This is a genomic window from Wolbachia endosymbiont (group A) of Apoderus coryli (genome assembly GCF_947251615.1).
Lineage (GTDB): Bacteria > Pseudomonadota > Alphaproteobacteria > Rickettsiales > Anaplasmataceae > Wolbachia.
Genome location: NZ_OX366367.1, coordinates 308,987 through 326,553 on the forward strand (window position 1 = coordinate 308,987; position 17,567 = coordinate 326,553).

Below are 17,567 nucleotides of genomic sequence, written 5' to 3' on the forward strand. Positions count from 1 at the left end.
ATAAAAAACACTAGCAAAGCGGAAATTTTGTTCGTAAAATAACACAAAAGTGAGTGCGCAAGTTAATAATTTAAAAATGTTTGTCGCTGCATACTTATATACAAACACATTTTTTGTGAGGTTGTTATGAGTGCGCCAAGAAAAGCGTTTAGAATACAGTTGGTGAAAGTCCAACCTAGGCAAAGTTTAGCCAACAGCCTAGAACAGACTATTATGCTGCGTAAGGTAACGAGCGTAGTAAAGCTAATGGAATGGACAATACAGGGTGCAACGAAAGTGAAGGTATTGAGTCCCGAAATGCCTGATGTCATAGAGGTCGACATTTTTCATATAATGGAAGACAGCATGAAGGGTAACGATAAGGCAAGTTATCACTCACTCTATCGGGATCGGAGGCCGCGTCATGTATTGAAATGGATTCCAAATGAACTTGGGAGATCCTTTGTATTCCTGCTAAGGTACGTTGGAACAAGCCAGCAAAGGCAAGGACTAATGGAAGATACAAAGGAAGTCGGACTGATTGATAGTACTCAGAGTGTGGGAAAGCCACATACAAGGGGAAGCGGTCAGCAATATAGTAACTGGTATAGGGATTGTAATACCAATACAACAGAGATTGGAGGAATATGCAAGGAAAACTAAACCAGATAGCGGTAAGAGCAAAGCAAGATAAGCGGTTAAAATTTACATCGCTAATACATCTGATCAATGCAGAAAATCTTGCTGAGTGTTATAGGGAACTAAAACGTAACAGAGCTTGCGGTATAGACCAGGTGACAGTGGAGGTATATGGAGAAAACCTAGAAGAGAAACTTAAAACGCTAGTAGATAGTATGAAGAGAAAGCAGTACCAACCGCAGCCAGTGAAAAGGGTATACATACCCAAGGCTGGAAGGGAGGAAAAACGCGGACTCGGAATACCGTCAACAGAAGATAAGTTGGTACAGATAATGCTAAAGAAGATATTAGAAAATATTTATGAGGCAAATTTTCTAGACAGCTCATATGGTTTTCGACCTGGCAGAAGTTGTCACCAAGCGGTAAATGCACTAAATAAAGCAGTTATGTACAAACCAATTAACCATATTGTAGAAGTTGATATCAAGAAGTTCTATGATAATATTCAGCATAAATGGCTAATGAGATGTTTGAGAGAGAGGATAACTGACCCAAACTTGTTGTGGTTAGTAAAACGATTTCTCAAGGCAGGAATAGTTGAAGCTGGACATTATAAAGCAACCGAACAAGGAGCACCTCAAGGGGGAGTAGCAAGCCCGGTATTGGCAAATATATATTTACACTATGTGCTAGATCTATGGTTTGAAAAGAAATGTAAACCAAGATCTAGGGGATATATGGAGCTGATTAGGTATGCAGATGACCTTTTGATTTGCTGCGAAAATGAGGAAGATGCGAGGGAACTTCTAGAGTTGCTAAAACAACGGTTAAGAAAATTTGGATTGGAAATATCTGAAAATAAGACAAGGATAGTAAAGTTTGGAAAGAAGGAATGGCAACAGTCAGTAAAAGAAAAACGAAAGACGGAAAGTTTCAACTTTCTAGGATTCACGCATTATAGAGCAAGAAGTCGACATGGCAGACTGATTATGGGGCATAAAACCTCAAAATTAAGCCAAGCTAGGAAGCTTAAAGGAATCAAAGAATGGCTGAAAATGGTCCGTAACTACATTTGTCTCAAAGACTGGTGGCAAGTACTCAAAGCTAAACTAATAGGACACTATAACTACTTCGGGATTAGCGGAAATTATCGATGGCTAAATCAATTCTTTTGGTCAGTAAAGAAGCTAACGTTTAAGTGGATAAACCGGCGTAGTCAGAAAAAGAGCATGAATTGGGAACAATTTATACACTATACACAAGTCAATCCACTACCAAAGCCAAAAATATGTTTTTCTTTATATACATAGGAGTATATCGTGAACGCTACTATTGTGGAGCCGTGTGCAGGAAAGCTGCAAGCACGGTTCTTATGGGGGAGTCATAGAAATGAAACTCAATCAAGAGGAATAGGGCTATGACTTCTACCAAACCAATAGAAAAGATGTTAAAAGAGACTGCAAAGAAAATTTATCACTTCAGACATCCTAGTCTCCTTTCATTGATCGTTTTCGAGACTATCAAAACTATTATTAATACTAGACTTGGTACTAAAATCTTACTTTTCTCTGCAAAACACAATCTTTACAACTTATTTCTATCCTTCGTTAGATACGATGCTAATGTTGATGCTGCAGATAGAAAAGGTAATACAGTACTACACGTTGCCTCTCAATATGGATCCACAGCAATAGCAGAGGTTATTATAGCAATAAGCAAAAATGTTAATGCTCAGAATATCGATGGCGACACTCCTTTGCATTATTCAGTAAAGTATGGATGTATGGACGTTATGCAAAAGTTATTACAATCTGGTGCAGACATCAATTGCCAAAATCATCTAGGTAAATCACCGCTACATATCGCAGCTCAATGCTCTGATGGTGTAATATTGGGATTACTAGCAAAAGGAGGATCTTATATCAACATCGAAAATAAAGATGGACATACACCTTTGCACCTTGCAGTTTCATCCAATTGTAAAGATTTTGTGGAGATTTTGCTGCAAAACGGGGCAAATGTTAATGCAATAGGGAAAGATGGTTGTACTTCTCTGCACCTTGCTGTTATGAAAGGCAATAAAGAAATTGTTGAGTTATTACTAGACAAAAAGGCAAACGCTCATCTGGAATGTTCTTATAACTCTAATGAAGGTTACACAGCACTGGAAATCGCTGTAGCAAATCGAAACAAAAAAATTGTAGCATTGTTTCTGCTTCATGGAATAACCTTAGAATAGTTGGAGTGCAACAATGTCTTACGAGCAGATTTCTATATGTGGCATAATACTAATCATTGCTATTAAAATACTTTCCTTTTTTAGGAAACGAGCGTATAAAAGTCTTATCAGAAAGGTGTCACTAAAAGAGAGTGAAGAGAAATTTGAACATAACCTTCAAGTTTATAAAGAAAATCTAAAAATAGTTGGTGTTGCAAAACCGATAGGTAAATGGACAAAGATGGCTATACTCAATAATGAATTGATGCAGCGTTTGGCACAATTGATAACGGAAGAAGGCGATGAGAAGGGATACTGGCAGCTATTTGTGAAAGCTCAAGCTTCAACTCAAGGTAAGTATAAGGGAAGAGGGCGGTAGCTCCGTTTGTAGGAAACTGCGAAAAAACGGCAACTTGATGCAACAGTCTAACGGTTATGGGGATTTAGAATAGAACGCTTTTCATATGTCAGCCCCTGTACCCCAACCTGTCGTCTAATTTCTTTATCACTTGCAAATAGGTCCTGAACCAAGGGTTTGTTTTGAGATATGTCGTATGCTGTTTCGCCTTTTTTATTCTTTATAAAAAGTTTTGCACAGTTGGATAGTAATAATCTCACAACAGGTATATTTTCCAACATGATAGCTTTGTGCAAAGGTGTATTGCCATTACTGCTGCGTTCGTTGAGATCAATACCGTTTTCTATCAATGACTTTACTTTATCCACATCACAGTTTGAAACAGCTTGGTATAATTCAGGTTCACAAAATAACGTATCGCTGAATCTGCCTATGAAGACACCCTTTATAGCCTTTATTATTTTCCATAGCTTCCTCATCTTTACCCCCTCTCTATTTACAGAAAAAAGTTTCCTTAAATTTAAGGCATATATATAAAGTTTTTGTTAAAAATGCTACATATAATGCTTATAAAGGTATACCTTGTCTATAAAAATATTGAATAAAGTTTCAAGCTAGCTATCCTTCTCTTCACTAATCTTTACAACCTCAGACAAAAACGAATACCATAAATCTTTTAACTTTTGATTATCAATTTTTTGGTATTCCCTCATTATACTCAATATCTTCTTTTCTCCTTCACCATCCTCATCTTCACAATACCTCTCTGCTTTTGATGTAGGCAGTAGAACTCCATAATGCAATGATAATCCATCTGCCATTTTGGGTACTATTTTGAACGATACCTCCCCTTTCTCATACCTGACTACTTGTCCATGGGGCATTCCACTTTTATCCGCTACTTCCATCTGTGTACGCCCTCTTGCAAACCGCCAATCTTTTGCCTTTTGCACCATTTGGTAGCTTATAGATCTTATCTCTTCTGTAACCTTACTAATTTGAATTCCTTCTGACAAAAATCTAGTTAGTACACACACCGCATCACGAACCTTCCAGTCCTTAATTCTTTTTAGGGTTTGCACTAAATCAAATGACTTCTTGTCCTCACTGTTAATACAATTAATTGGCTCGGGAAAGAAATATTCAATATCACGCGATGATTTGTTTGCTATCTTCTCGAGAGTATCAGGTAGAATACTGTGTATTCCTCGCTCATACTTTCCTATTAGTGACTTTGCTACATCAGTTTTTTCTGCGAACTCTGCTTGAGTGGAGTTTAGCTCAAATCTAACATTTTTAACCTTTTGAGTTATGTAGTAACATAAAGAATCAGTATCTATCTTCTTTTCGGTACTCATGTTTTTATTCAATTGCAGTACAAATATATATACCCTTTTATAAAATTTTATTAAAGATAAAACGTTTTTTAGCTAGCCAAGCGGCAAAGTTAAATACTTTTCTATTTTTATTTAAATGTTATATCTTTAATAAAAAACACTAGCAAAGCGGGAATTTTATTTGCAAAATAACACGAAAGTGAGTGCATAAGTTAATAATTGATTTACCATTGACGCTGTATACTGAAACAGTGGTTGAGGTAAATTATTATGAGTGAAAATGCATTACAAGAAGAAATAAAACGCTACAATGAGTTGTACTATCGGGAAAATATATCAGAAATAACCGATGCAGAATACGATGAGCTGGTGAAAAAAGCAGATGTGCAAATTGTAGGTGCTGCACCTGATGATAGGTTTTCCAAGGTAGAACATATTGTGCCCATGCTCTCGTTAATCAAAGTTTACAGCCAAGAAGACATTGAAGAATTTATTGCTAAGTCCAGAGAACTCCTAAATACAGATGAGCTGGAGATAATGTGCGAGCTGAAAATTGATGGCTTAAGTTTCACTGCAATTTATGAAAATGGCTTACTCGTTAAAGCTGCAACGCGCGGTGATGGTAATTTAGGCGAAGATGTCACTGATAACACAAAAACCATAAAGGATTTTCCTCAAGCTTTACCTGGTATAAAGGGTAGATTGGAGGTGAGAGGGGAAGTATACATAAGAAATGATGATTTTTTAAAATTAAATAAGGATGATCAATTTTCAAATCCGCGCAATTTAGCATCTGGTTCACTAAGACAACTAAATCCAGAGGTTACTACTAGCAGACCACTCAGGTACTTTGCCTATTCTTTAATTGGTGGAGCAGAAAAAACTCAATTTGAAGTATTAAACAAGTTGAAGGAACTTGGATTCTGTGTAAATGAACATCAATGCTTAGCAAAAAATGTGGACGAAATGCTGGGGTTTTATAACAGAATCTATAATGACCGTTATAGTTTAGGGTATGATATTGACGGAATTGTCTTGAAGGTAAATAATTTAACATCACAAAGTCGTCTTGGGAATACCAACAAGGCTCCAAAATGGGCAATAGCACACAAGTTTCCAGCAGCTCATGCAAAAACTAAGATAGTTGAAATATTAATACAAGTAGGCAAAACGGGCAAATTGAATCCTGTTGCTAAATTAGCTCCGATAAATGTAGGTGGGGTGATCATTACTAGAGCAAATCTGTATAATAAAGATGAAATTAAGCACAAGGACATAAGAGTAGGAGATATTGTAACAATCAAAAGGGCAGGAGATGTGATTCCTCAAATTTTAGAAGTAGACAAAAATGCTCGTTCTCGAAAAGCACCAAGGTTTGTATTTCCTAATATTTGCCCAGAATGCGGAAGTGCAATAGATAAATTTGAAGATGAAGCTGCAGTTAGGTGTTCAGGTGAAAACGTTTGCCCAGCACAGCAAATAGAAAAGCTGAAATATTTTGTTTCTCAGTTGGACATTACCGGCTTTGGTGATAAGCAAATAGAGTTCTTTTATGACCTTGGTTTGATAAGGAAAATATCTGACATTTTTGCTCTCGAAGAAAAACTCAAAAATTTCAACTTAAGTGAGCTGAAGGGATGGGATGAAAAATCAATATCTAATTTGCTCAATTCCATCAACAGCAGAAGAGTTGTGAGTTTGGATAAATTTATATGTTCTCTAGGGATTCGATACGTCGGACCACATGTAGCAAAATTACTAGCAAAACATTATGGCTCATATGAAAATTGGTATTCTGCTGATGAAGAAGAATTAATGAGCATAATAGGTGTAGGAGAAAAGATTATAGATTCATTAATATCTTTCTTCTCTGAAAAGGATAATGTTGAAATGGTAAAGAATCTCGCTTCTCAACTAAAGATTGAGCCTGTAAGTGCTAATGTTAGTAATTCCCCTCTTAGCGGAAAAATAGTGGTTTTTACTGGGACCCTCTTGACAATGGACAGGAAAACAGCGCAAGCAGAAGCAGAATCTTTAGGCACGATTGTGAGTTCAAGTGTATCAAATAAAACGGACTTCTTGGTTGTTGGCGAAAAACCTGGGTCGAAATATAAAAAAGCTGTGGAACTTGGTATTAAAATTTTAACTGAGGAGGAATTTAATAAACTAATCATGAGAGAAAAATAAACGCTATTATTTCCTATACCTTCTTCATCACTGAAAGCCTCAAATCAACAAGTAGCAATTTTCTTTTCGTTAGCCATTCACAGGCATTGCAGTTCAACTGCGAGAAAAATGTACATAAAAAAGAGGCTTACAGCAGATGCCCAAAACTCTACAACAATCCGTTTTGTCGAAAGCTAAAATAATCGCTGCCTGTAATGATAATATGATCGAGAAACTTGATACCCACGCTATGACAAGCTAAAGCTAAATTCTTGGTCATAGTTTTATCAGCTTCAGATGGTTTTGCACTTCCGCATGGGTGGTTGTGTGAAATTACGATTGATGTTGAATTTTTTAATAATGCTTTTTTTATTATTTCCCTTGTATAGACAGGCGCCTGGTCCACTGTACCAGAAAATACTTCTTCCCCTATCAAATGGCACCCTTGATTCAAATATATTATTGTAATATTCTCCTTATCTGAATAGCCAATACTCACCCTTAAATATTCTATAAGCTTGCCTAGGTTATCTAGTATCGGCACTTTTTTTAGCTCTTCCTTTAATACCCTAGTTAAAGTTTCCTTAACACAAAAAATCATTGAAATCGTAGAGTCTGTTACACCTTCTATGCTTTTCAGCTCATCCATTTCGCGACCTAAAATCCTTCCTATTCCTGTACAAGTGGTTACTAGATTTTTAGCAATAGCTCGAGCCTGAGCCCTATCATGCACTGCACTTAGAAACGTTTCAATTATTTCATGATCTAGTAAAGCATTTCCTTTGCTTGCCAATATTCTGAACTCTATTTCTTTTTTACGTTTATTTTCATCTTTACTTTTATTCTTATTGTTCATATAATATACCCTTCACTAATAATAAATTATTTTTAAATGTTTACTGTTATTTTCTTAGCAGTATTGGCATAAAGCCATAGGTTCCGGGTGAAGTCAAATCAATTTTTCAATTTTTTTTATTTATTTTTTTATGAAAAGGTAGAAGATATTAATAGCTGCTAATTTCTTTAAACGATGTCGTTGTAGATTCGTATTTTTATACACCAAAAAGCGTATCTTTGATGTCTCCACAGCTCTAAATTCATGATATCCATTTGCCGGGGTTTTTAGGCGCTTTATGAGGGGGGTATAAAAAGATCTAAATAGGACGTCTAAGGTGCGTAGTAGCATTCTAGGGCCATCTATGGGAGACATTTTTTTCATCAACACATTCAAAACTTAAAAAATAAACTAAAAATAAAGAAGTTGAATATTTCTTCAGAATTGTGTATAATTATTAATGCTTTTTAGGTTAATTTCTCATGGCTCTTTCAAAATTTCTCAATGTGCGAAATGATTATGCATTTAAGAGAATATTTGGTACTGAAAAGAACAAAGACATTCTTATTCACTTTCTTAATGATATATTAGATCTTACTGATGACAACCAGATTAAAGATGTCTCCTTTCTCAGTCCCATTCAAGACCCTGTTATTGCCTCTCAAAAGCAAAGTATTGTTGATGTTCTCTGTGTTGATTCTACAGGGGTCAAAACCATCATTGAGATGCAAGTCGCTAAAACAAGGGGCTTTGAAAAACGTGCCCAATACTACGCTGCCAAAGCTTATTCAAGTCAAGCTGATGTAGGTGACCAGTATCATGATCTTAAAGGGGTTATCTTTATTGCTATTGCTGATTTTATCCTATTTCCTAATAAGCTGGCTTATAAGTCTGATCACGTTACTTTTGATAAGATGACCTTTGAACATGATCTCAAAGACTTTAGTTTCACTTTCGTAGAGCTACCAAAGTTTAATAAGACAAAAGAAGATCAATTAGAAAATATTGTTGAAAAATGGATCTATTTTTTTAAGCACGCAGATGAAACGAGCGAAGAGGATCTAAAAAAAATAATAGGTAGTGATGTAATTATTGGTAGGGCTTATGATGAGTTAAATCAATATAATTGGAGTAAAGAAGAACGTTTTGCATATGATCAAGCTAAGAAACGTACCGATGATTATTTATCTACCCTTGAAGAAAAACTTCATGAAGGCATCCTCATAGGCAAAGAAAAAGGCATCCTAATCGGACATGAAAAAGGCAGAAAAGCAGAGAAAATTGAGGTCGCAAAGAATCTACTAAAAGCAGGTGTTTCTATTGATATTATAGCTCAAACTACTGGTCTTACAGTTAACGAAGTCAAAGACTTAAGCTAATTCTATCTTTGGGTGTGATGAACATCTTTGTACTAGATGAAAACCCAGCAATTGCGGCGCAAATGTTATGTGATAAGCATATAGTAAAAATGCCATTAGAAACTGCTCAATTATTGAGTAATGTTTTTTCAACAGCATTAAAAGTGCCAAATCCTTTAGTCAGCATCACAGACCAGAATATAGAAGTTCCATATAAACTTACTCACAAAAACCACCCTTGTTCTCTATGGGCTAGACACTCAAAAGGAAACTTTAATTGGTTGATAAAGCATGGAAAAGAATTGTGCATAGAGTATAGCTTGCGATACAAAAGAACGCATAAATCCGAAGAAGTTATAGATTGGTGTGATAATAATAAGGATTTGCTAATTTTTCAATCAGCTGATATACAAATTTTTACACAAGCGTTACCTGATCGATATAAATGTAGTAATCCAATAGAAGCCTATAGAGAATATTACCTAAAAGAAAAGATGAGGTTTGCTAAGTGGGAAAAAGGTAGAGAAGCACCAGGTTGGATAATCTGCTACACAATACCACAGCTAATATAGCTCATAAATAAAGAAGCCATCCAAATCGGACATGAAAAAAGCAGGGAAGAGGGCGAAAAACAGGCTAAAATAGCTGTGGCTAAAAATTCACTCAAGGCGGGTGTTTCTATTGATGTTATTGCTGAAATAACAGGGTTTTCTGTTGATTATATTGAGAAAATTCAAGAAAAGAAGTTTTAGCCATAACGTTTTTTTATTAAACCCTCTATTCTAGTAATTTTAATATTGCAATCCATTCTAATGTCTGTACAATGCCTTTTTTATATAAATCCTTAATAGGAGGGGTTAATGCCAACACAGAAAGAGCTTCGGGCTACGATGTCCAAAAAATTACAGGAAGCTATTAAACATCCAGATCCAACAGTTGCTGCCGGGAGGAAGTCAGCTATCAAGAGGTGGGTGGGAGTCCTTCAAGATAACTTTATGGAGCACATAAAATACTTTAAGGGTGATAAGTTGAAGTTTTTGCACAATGTATTCCAAGATGAAGGTTGCTGGTCAGGTGTAAGGTTGGATAATGCTGCTTTAGGTCAAAGGTTTACTGAAGAGAAAATAGGTGGAATAGATAATCCACTTCGCAAATATGAGATGGCTTGTAGTTACTGTGTAGTAGATAAAATTCATCCACTCTTTCAAAAAAGATTTGAATCTTATAGGAACAATTTTCCTCCTGGTGCATTTGATGGTAAAACTGAAACTGAAATTGGCAAATACGTACGAAACTCGTTACTAGATAGCATAAAGAGGAAAGGTCCTGTGTTTGATTTCTGGATCGATAGAGAATCTGGGGGATTAAAGCAACCAAGTAACGCGTCAGAAGGTTTTGACAGTGCTGTAAAACTTAAGTGGAGCGAAGGAGTAGAGTATTTTTATAATCATTTAAAAGAAGAAGATAAGGAAAAGAAACTTACAGAAGCTATTATTGCTCTGTCCCGCGTTCAATCTGTTGAGAAAGATGCTCCTATTTTAGATTTTTGTGTAAATAAGATAGTCGATAAAGATACTCTTTTACAGAAATTATTGCAGAAAGATAAGGGAGTATATGCTCTTCTTGCTGAATTAATAGAGTCATGTTTTCTTGATACGGTTCATGATTTGGTACAGTGCTGGTGTTATAAAGGCGTTTCAGCAGGAGGAGACTGTTCGGACAAAATATTCTCACAGCGAGACTATGAGCTTTTTCTTTCCTCTCTTTCAGATGTGATGTTGAAAAATCCTGAGAGGTTGTCCGGAAACTAGTAAACTTAGGCATATTCCCTCCGTAACATAACCCTACTCATAGCCAGATATATGAAACTTTCAGTAGATGTTGTAAGTAAATCGTACTCTTTTGATAGTCTTCTATTCCTATTGATCCAAGCAAAAGTCCTTTCTACCACCCACCTTCTCGGCTGTACTAAAAATCCAGGATCCCGTTGTGGCAATAGTTCTAGTGGTGTATCTTTATGCACCCAAAACCTACATGGAGGCCTTTTCACAATTTCAATATCTATGCCATATTCTTCCTCTATATGGGTTTTTAAATCTTTTCCTTGGTACCCCATATCAGCCCACATTTTTTTTACTTTAGTATATTTTGTTCTCATATTGTTTAATGCTATTTTAATACCATCTCTATCATTTTCATTAGCAGCTCCTACGTAACAACTTAGTATAAAACCCTGAGTATCTGTAATTATATGTCTTTTTCTCCCCTTTACCTTTTTCGCACCATCATAACCTTTGACCCCCCTTTTTCCGTGGTTTTTACCGACTGACTGTCCACTATGCATGCGCTCGGCTCTTCATTTCTTCCCATTTTTGACCTACTATATTTAGTGATATCATAGTTCATTTTCTCAAAAATCCTCTGTTTCTTCCATTGCCTAAACTGCTCATATACAGTCTTCCATAGCGGAAAATCATTTGGTAAATACCGCCATTGGCACCCTGTACGCAATACATAGAAAATTCCCTCTAACATTTTTCTTTTACTATATTTTGGCGGTCTTCCTCCTTTTTTGTATGATACTCTGAAGTACTTCTCTATTTGTGCCCATTCCCTTTCACTTAGATCTGTTGGATACTTTTTTCTCATCTTTACCCCATACTAAAATTTCAAATATCATAGCCTTTTACCTGTTTCCGGACAACCTCTGAATCAAATGTTCAAGCTAGATCTCTTATTATGGAATTTTGGGAATGTGGTAGCTTGTATCAATACAGAAAAGCTGCTGTTAATACTTCTAATTATACAGTTCCTACAAGTGGTGTATTTGCAGAGTTAATAGTCAATTGGAGACGAGAAGACATTTATAAGACTGATAAAGAAAAAGAAATAGAGAAAAAAGAAATATTAGATATGATGTCATTTGCCAAAGATTGCTTTCCTGAAAAGTTTGAACTTTTTAAAGAAGTCATGATAGAAAACCTTAGATTATGTGGTAGAGAAGGTAAAAGAGTAAATGTAGATTACGGTCTGTTTGCAGAAGAGTTATTCTCTGAGTTAGAGAAAACAACTCTACCTCTTGGTCCTGTAGGTGATGGTCCTTGGAATAATTTACGGTCACGATCTAAAGCTCATGGTAGTAAGGAAACAACTTTGCCAGTTGATGATGGTCCGCAGTCTGAGCTTGGAACTCCTAGTGTAAGTGGTGTTTCTTCTTATAAGAAAAAAAGCGTCTTTACGCTTAGTGGTAACAAGTAATCCACTTATGAACTCTTGGTGTTTCTGGTCGTAGTAAATAAGGGGTATTTTGTATGAGTAATGGTGATGGACTTATTAGGAGTTTGGTGGATGGAGATCTTGAAGGATTCAGACAAGGATTTGAATCTTTTTTAGATCAATGTCCATCTTTCTTGTATCATGTAAGTGCAGGTCGTTTCCTTCCTGTATTCTTTTTTAGTATGTTTGCTACTGCACATGATGCTAATATCTTAAATGCAAATGAGAGAATGTATTTTCGTTTTGATAATCATAGTATTGATACACGTGGTAGAAATAGAAATACAGGAAATCTGAAAGTTGTTATTTTAACTCATAATCGTGACGGACAGCAAGTTATCAGATGTTACAGTATTTCTGATCGTCCTAATAGTGATGGGTTAAGGTTCAGTACAAGGGAGAGAAATGCTCTAGTGCAAGAGATTAGACGGCAAAATCCGAATTTAAGGGCAGAAGACCTAAATTTTGAGCAATATAAAGTATGCATGCATGGAAAGGGCAAGAGTCAGGGAGAGGCAATTGCAATAGTATTCGAGGCGATTCGTGAAAAGGATTTTAGAGGTAGAGATAAATTTGCCAAGTATTCAGCATCTGAGATTAGTCTTATTAGACAACTCTTAGGAGATCACAGATTAACAATTCAGGAAATATAGCATTTCTCATAATAGTCCGAACAGGTCATAGGAAGGCAGAATCAACAGCACGACGAAAGGATTCGAATAGAGGAATGTTTTTCCTGGCTCTGTTTTTTATAGCAAACCAATAATGCTCAATTTTGTTGAAATCTGGAGAATATGGAGGCAGATACAAAATTTCTGCACCAACTCCTTTAGCAAGCTCGATAATCTTATCAGACTTATGAAAAGTAGCATTGTCAAGAATGACAGTTTGTCCAGGTTCCAAGATTGGTGTCAAAAATTGCTCAAACCATCCATTAAAAACATCCATATTACAGTGGCCTTCAAAGGTTAATGGAGCAACTATCTTTCTTCTACTTAAGGCTGCAACCATACTGATTCGTTGAGTTTTCTTTCCAGATTTTAGGGCATAAAACCGCTGTCCTTTCTGGCAATACCCATAGGGGTAGTCTTCAGTGTTATCAATGCCAGACTCATCTATATACACTAAGTTTTTAGGTTCTTTTGTCGCTATAACCCTTGCAAATTGAGCTCGCTTTTCCTCATTTCTTTCTTTATACCCGTAGGTCTTTTTTTTCTTGTGAATCCTATATTTTTAAGTGCTCGATGAATCGTTTGTCTACTAATATTGCCCCAAAGCTTAGCCATCTCTGACTGAGTTTTACCACCTTGCTCATTTGCAAATTCGGTAAATGCATTCCAGTCGGTAATTTTATGGTTATAGCCCACGCTTCCAGGCTTTTTTGACTGAAAATCTCCCGTTTTCTCACGTCTTTTCTTCCACTCATATAAAGTTGTTTTTCCAATCTTAAATCTCTTGGCAACAGTTTCTCCACTCTCTCCTTCATCCAATGCTTCCATTACCTTTTTCCTTAAGTCATAACTATATGCTGCTGGCATGCTTACCATCACTACTATAAATCCATATCTTACCTTTTTTGGACTATTATGAGAAGTGCTATAAGAGGTTGTCCGGAAACAGGTAAAAGGCTATGATATTTGAAATTTTAGTATGGGGTAAAGATGAGAAAAAAGTATCCAACAGATCTAAGTGAAAGGGAATGGGCACAAATAGAGAAGTACTTCAGAGTATCATACAAAAAAGGAGGAAGACCGCCAAAATATAGTAAAAGAAAAATGTTAGAGGGAATTTTCTATGTATTGCGTACAGGGTGCCAATGGCGGTATTTACCAAATGATTTTCCGCTATGGAAGACTGTATATGAGCAGTTTAGGCAATGGAAGAAACAGAGGATTTTTGAGAAAATGAACTATGATATCACTAAATATAGTAGGTCAAAAATGGGAAGAAATGAAGAGCCGAGCGCATGCATAGTGGACAGTCAGTCGGTAAAAACCACGGAAAAAGGGGGGTCAAAGGTTATGATGGTGCGAAAAAGGTAAAGGGGAGAAAAAGACATATAATTACAGATACTCAGGGTTTTATACTAAGTTGTTACGTAGGAGCTGCTAATGAAAATGATAGAGATGGTATTAAAATAGCATTAAACAATATGAGAACAAAATATACTAAAGTAAAAAAAATGTGGGCTGATATGGGGTACCAAGGAAAAGATTTAAAAACCCATATAGAGGAAGAATATGGCATAGATATTGAAATTGTGAAAAGGCCTCCATGTAGGTTTTGGGTGCATAAAGATACACCACTAGAACTATTGCCACAACGGGATCCTGGATTTTTAGTACAGCCGAGAAGGTGGGTGGTAGAAAGGACTTTTGCTTGGATCAATAGGAATAGAAGACTATCAAAAGAGTACGATTTACTTACAACATCTACTGAAAGTTTCATATATCTGGCTATGAGTAGGGTTATGTTACGGAGGGAATATGCCTAAGTTTACTAGTTTCCGGACAACCTCTAAATGGAATACAACTCGATCAAAATCAGCTTAGACAACTTGGTAGGTCAGTCAATTTTACACGAGTAGAACCAGGTCAGCAGAGGATTGGTGATTTTATAGAAGTGCTAACAAGTAACCAAAGACAAAATGTAAGAGATAGAATACACAGGGAAATCTTGCCATATATAACTCGCATCTATAATAATTATAGACAAGTACTAGAAAATAATATTGAAAATCGCGATCAAAAATTTGAGGGTCACGGGTTTTTACTAGGGTTTTTAGCAAATTTTAGTCATCGCTACACAATAGGCATCGATCTTGATTTATCTCCTAGAAACTCACATGTTGCATTTCTTGTACGTCACCAAGCAGAAAGAGAAAATATTCCTATTGTTGTTAATCTTGCTACAAGGGCACCGTCCAATATCGCATTAAACCGCGCCAGAAGTCACGCTGAAAGATTGCATGTTTTTTCATTTATACCTATCCATACTGAATCAAGAAATACTGTCTGTGTTGGATTAAATTTTAATTTAAATCTAGATCCTTTTAGTGTTGATACAGTAGGGCTTCAACAGGATAGATTTCCTTTAGTACAAAGATTGTTTGAGTATATAGAAGATGAAGAGGTTGGAGAGAATATTAGAGATTTCTTGCTTCAACATCTTCCTGGTGAAATACCAAGAAATGCAGATAATTATAACAGAGTATTTGATTGTATAACTGGTTTTACTTTTGGAAGTAGTGCTTTTGATAGGCACCCTTTAGAACTAGAAGAAGAAGACGAAGCACCTATAACAAAATACATATTTAGACATGGTGATGAGGGTTTAAGATGTTTAACTATGGTCTTTCATGCTGAAGGTTCTGATATAGTTATACTTCATATTAGAGCTCACGATGCACAACAACAAGGAGCAATCAATTTAGAAAATCTTAATATTAATGGAAATAATGTTCATGTATGGGAAGTTTCATGCACACTTAATGACCAATTTGAGCTAGATATTGATCAACCAAATGACCTTGGTTTATATCACGATTACCAAAATAATAATGCAAATAATTTTCTTGATGGTGATCTTGTACAAGTACCTAATGCTGAAAATGTACATGGTATTTCAGAAAGAGTTATGGATGATGGCTGGCAAGATGTAGGTCAGCATGGAGAGCTGTTTCAAGAGATCTCTGGAATATTGATGCCACTTCGGGACGCAATAAATGTTAATAGTGAGGATAAGTTTCGTTCTATACTACATGGTACATTTTATGCTAGTGATAATCCTTATAAAGTGCTTGCTATGTATAAAGTTGGTCAAACATATAGTTTGAAAAGGGGTCAGGAAGAAGAAGGAGAAAGGGCAATACTCACAAGAATTACAGAACAGAGATTAGACCTTTTATTATTAAGACAATCTACGGAGAATGCTCCAGATACTCATCCGATTGTATATGTATTAGGATTTGCTAATAATGCAGAAGAAGTAGCACAAAAGGAGAATAACGCAAAAGATCGAATAAAAGAACTTATGAACAAGCAAAGAGGATATTTGCTTATTACTTCTGGAAATGAGGTGGTTTTATTTCCTCTTATATTTAATGCAGGTGCAGGGAGAGTAGAAGGTCTTATATCTATTCCAGAAGGAATAGGAAGAGAAGAGTATGTACATAGACTTGATCGTGGTGGTCGTGACTCAAGACCAGGAGTATTAGTGGGACCTGAAAGTGTTATTGATGAAAATCCACCAGAGGGTCTATTATCAGATCAGACTCGTGAAAATTTAATAAATTATATTCGAGAAAATCCCGGACGGAACCGGATTTTACCGTTTGATCTAGGTGATAATCGATGTGTTAGTATTATTACCTTCGAAGGTAGTATACAACAACTCCTAGAAATACTAAGGTCAAGAATAAGGGGAGGTGATAATTCCATTCCTACAGCACAAGAGATAAGAAGACAAATAAGAGATATTCTTAGAAATCAAGGGATAGAAGTAAATGATCTACTTACACTAGAATTTGCGACGAGAAATGGACATTATGATTACTGGCTTCAACAAATTGATATAGCTCACGCTGGAAGATTGCGATATCAGCTTCGTACTGAAGGTAATCACACTTTTGAAGTAGCTAATTTGGCAAGGAATGACGGTAACGAGCACATTGTTAGAGTATTAAATCAATTTAGGGAAAATGAAGAACAACAGCGTTTAACTTTAATCATTACTTTAAATAATACTCATTGGGTTACACTAGTGATTGAACGTCAAAATGGGAACTATGTTGGGTACTATGCTGATTCAACTGCTACTGCTGTTCCAGGTGGTATTACTGATATCATTCAAAATAACTTAGGAAATAATATCAGGATTAATAATGTTTCTGTTAGTCAGCAAACAGATGGTTGGAATTGTGGTTTATGGGCATTAGAAAATGCTAGTGATATTAATCGAGTTCTAAACGAAAATCCTGTTGGGCAAGTGCAGAATATCATAAATATAATACGCGATTTTCTTGGAAGAGGCCACCCAAACAGAGATAGAAATTACTTTCAGAACATAAGAGTGGGCATTTCACAATTATTCAGGAATGATCCGGGATTTCAAGATGTGCAATTGCAAGCATACATTCAAAATAGAGAACAAATTGATCCATTACTACGTACTTATCTAGAATTAGGATATCACAGAGTAGGAGGAGGGTATGGATTAGTAGAAGCACCTATATCGCTTGGTGTTAGTGATTCCAGTAATTTTGGTGACCTGCCACAGTCGAGTTTAGAAGGTCCTGAAGCTAGTCGTGTTTCTGACCTTAGCAAAGGTAAAGGCGGTAAGTAGAGGTAATCGGTAGATGAAAGGAGTGTAACAAAAACCTTATGCATCAAGTAAAGATTGT

Annotated in this window: 15 protein-coding genes and 3 pseudogenes; 13 read left to right on the plus strand and 5 right to left on the minus strand. The window is 36.0% G+C overall.

What is annotated here, in order from left to right:
- Window positions 1–126: 126 nt before the first annotated feature.
- The 4 genes from OPR43_RS01720 to OPR43_RS01735 all read left to right on the plus strand — a co-directional run bounded on the left by OPR43_RS01720 (window position 127) and on the right by OPR43_RS01735 (window position 3,215).
- Window positions 127–642 (plus strand): hypothetical protein, encoded by a 516-nt coding sequence (locus OPR43_RS01720; RefSeq protein ID WP_265034739.1) that lies wholly within the window; start codon window positions 127–129, stop codon window positions 640–642.
- Window positions 627–1,928, plus strand: a complete 1,302-nt coding sequence (ltrA, locus tag OPR43_RS01725; RefSeq protein ID WP_265034740.1) for a group II intron reverse transcriptase/maturase — start codon at window positions 627–629, stop codon at window positions 1,926–1,928. Before OPR43_RS01720 ends, ltrA begins: the two co-directional genes overlap by 16 nt.
- 107 nt (window positions 1,929–2,035) lie before the next feature.
- Window positions 2,036–2,857, plus strand: coding sequence for an ankyrin repeat domain-containing protein (locus OPR43_RS01730; RefSeq protein WP_265035165.1), 822 nt, complete (start codon window positions 2,036–2,038; stop codon window positions 2,855–2,857).
- Between the two features lie 13 nt (window positions 2,858–2,870).
- A complete protein-coding gene (locus OPR43_RS01735) occupies window positions 2,871–3,215 on the plus strand; it encodes a hypothetical protein (protein ID WP_265035167.1) in 345 nt (114 codons plus the stop codon).
- A gap of 47 nt (window positions 3,216–3,262) precedes the next feature.
- Here OPR43_RS01735 and OPR43_RS01740 read toward each other — a convergent pair whose 3' ends face one another.
- Together OPR43_RS01740 and OPR43_RS01745 are read right to left on the minus strand one after the other, a co-directional pair.
- The gene (locus OPR43_RS01740; RefSeq protein ID WP_265035169.1) at window positions 3,263–3,673 is read right to left on the minus strand and encodes an ankyrin repeat domain-containing protein; all 411 of its coding nucleotides are present in this window, start codon (window positions 3,671–3,673) and stop codon (window positions 3,263–3,265) included.
- 135 nt (window positions 3,674–3,808) lie between these two features.
- Complete coding sequence (locus OPR43_RS01745; RefSeq protein ID WP_265035171.1) at window positions 3,809–4,552, minus strand: helix-turn-helix domain-containing protein; 744 nt, start codon at window positions 4,550–4,552, stop codon at window positions 3,809–3,811.
- Between the two features lie 249 nt (window positions 4,553–4,801).
- Here OPR43_RS01745 and ligA point away from each other — a divergent pair, with 249 nt between their 5' ends.
- On the plus strand, window positions 4,802–6,718 hold the full coding sequence (ligA, locus tag OPR43_RS01750; protein ID WP_265035173.1) for an NAD-dependent DNA ligase LigA: 1,917 nt from the start codon (window positions 4,802–4,804) through the stop codon (window positions 6,716–6,718).
- A 148-nt stretch (window positions 6,719–6,866) separates the two neighbouring features.
- Here the strand turns inward: ligA and OPR43_RS01755 are convergent, their stop codons facing one another.
- Window positions 6,867–7,553: a JAB domain-containing protein gene (locus tag OPR43_RS01755; RefSeq protein WP_265035174.1), complete on the minus strand. Its 687-nt coding sequence runs from the start codon at window positions 7,551–7,553 to the stop codon at window positions 6,867–6,869.
- Window positions 7,554–8,014: 461 nt separating this feature from the next.
- Between OPR43_RS01755 and OPR43_RS01760 the strand changes: the two genes are divergently transcribed.
- From OPR43_RS01760 to OPR43_RS01770, 4 genes and pseudogenes are all read left to right on the plus strand, one after another.
- Window positions 8,015–8,911: an Rpn family recombination-promoting nuclease/putative transposase gene (locus tag OPR43_RS01760; RefSeq protein ID WP_265035176.1), complete on the plus strand. Its 897-nt coding sequence runs from the start codon at window positions 8,015–8,017 to the stop codon at window positions 8,909–8,911.
- Window positions 8,912–8,928: 17 nt separating this feature from the next.
- Window positions 8,929–9,462 (plus strand): pyrimidine dimer DNA glycosylase/endonuclease V, encoded by a 534-nt coding sequence (locus tag OPR43_RS01765; protein WP_265035178.1) that lies wholly within the window; start codon window positions 8,929–8,931, stop codon window positions 9,460–9,462.
- Between the two features lie 9 nt (window positions 9,463–9,471).
- A pseudogene (locus OPR43_RS08480) lies at window positions 9,472–9,642 on the plus strand (pyrimidine dimer DNA glycosylase/endonuclease V); the annotation flags it as partial.
- A gap of 108 nt (window positions 9,643–9,750) precedes the next feature.
- Window positions 9,751–10,683: pseudogene (locus OPR43_RS01770) on the plus strand (cytoplasmic incompatibility factor CifA); the annotation flags it as partial.
- A 23-nt stretch (window positions 10,684–10,706) separates the two neighbouring features.
- Here the strand turns inward: OPR43_RS01770 and OPR43_RS01775 are convergent.
- Window positions 10,707–11,539 (minus strand): IS5 family transposase gene (locus OPR43_RS01775; protein WP_265029708.1). Its coding sequence is split into 2 segments (ribosomal slippage): window positions 10,707–11,173 and window positions 11,173–11,539, totalling 834 coding nucleotides; the frame shifts between segments, so codons are not numbered across the junction.
- A 114-nt stretch (window positions 11,540–11,653) separates the two neighbouring features.
- Between OPR43_RS01775 and OPR43_RS01780 the strand changes: the two genes are divergently transcribed.
- Together OPR43_RS01780 and OPR43_RS01785 are read left to right on the plus strand one after the other, a co-directional pair.
- Window positions 11,654–12,148: a hypothetical protein gene (locus tag OPR43_RS01780; RefSeq protein WP_320157471.1), complete on the plus strand. Its 495-nt coding sequence runs from the start codon at window positions 11,654–11,656 to the stop codon at window positions 12,146–12,148.
- An 86-nt stretch (window positions 12,149–12,234) separates the two neighbouring features.
- Window positions 12,235–12,783, plus strand: a pseudogene (locus OPR43_RS01785) (cytoplasmic incompatibility factor CifB); the annotation flags it as partial.
- A gap of 61 nt (window positions 12,784–12,844) precedes the next feature.
- Here OPR43_RS01785 and OPR43_RS01790 read toward each other — a convergent pair.
- A protein-coding gene (locus tag OPR43_RS01790; RefSeq protein ID WP_265023390.1) for an IS630 family transposase occupies window positions 12,845–13,704 on the minus strand; the annotation gives its coding sequence in 2 pieces (ribosomal slippage) (window positions 12,845–13,383 and window positions 13,383–13,704; 861 coding nt in all).
- A gap of 123 nt (window positions 13,705–13,827) precedes the next feature.
- Here OPR43_RS01790 and OPR43_RS01795 point away from each other — a divergent pair.
- A protein-coding gene (locus OPR43_RS01795) for an IS5 family transposase (RefSeq protein WP_265029708.1) occupies window positions 13,828–14,660 on the plus strand; the annotation gives its coding sequence in 2 pieces (ribosomal slippage) (window positions 13,828–14,194 and window positions 14,194–14,660; 834 coding nt in all).
- Between the two features lie 128 nt (window positions 14,661–14,788).
- Complete coding sequence (locus OPR43_RS01800) at window positions 14,789–17,509, plus strand: cytoplasmic incompatibility factor CifB (RefSeq protein WP_320157472.1); 2,721 nt, start codon at window positions 14,789–14,791, stop codon at window positions 17,507–17,509.
- Window positions 17,510–17,567: the final 58 nt, after the last annotated feature.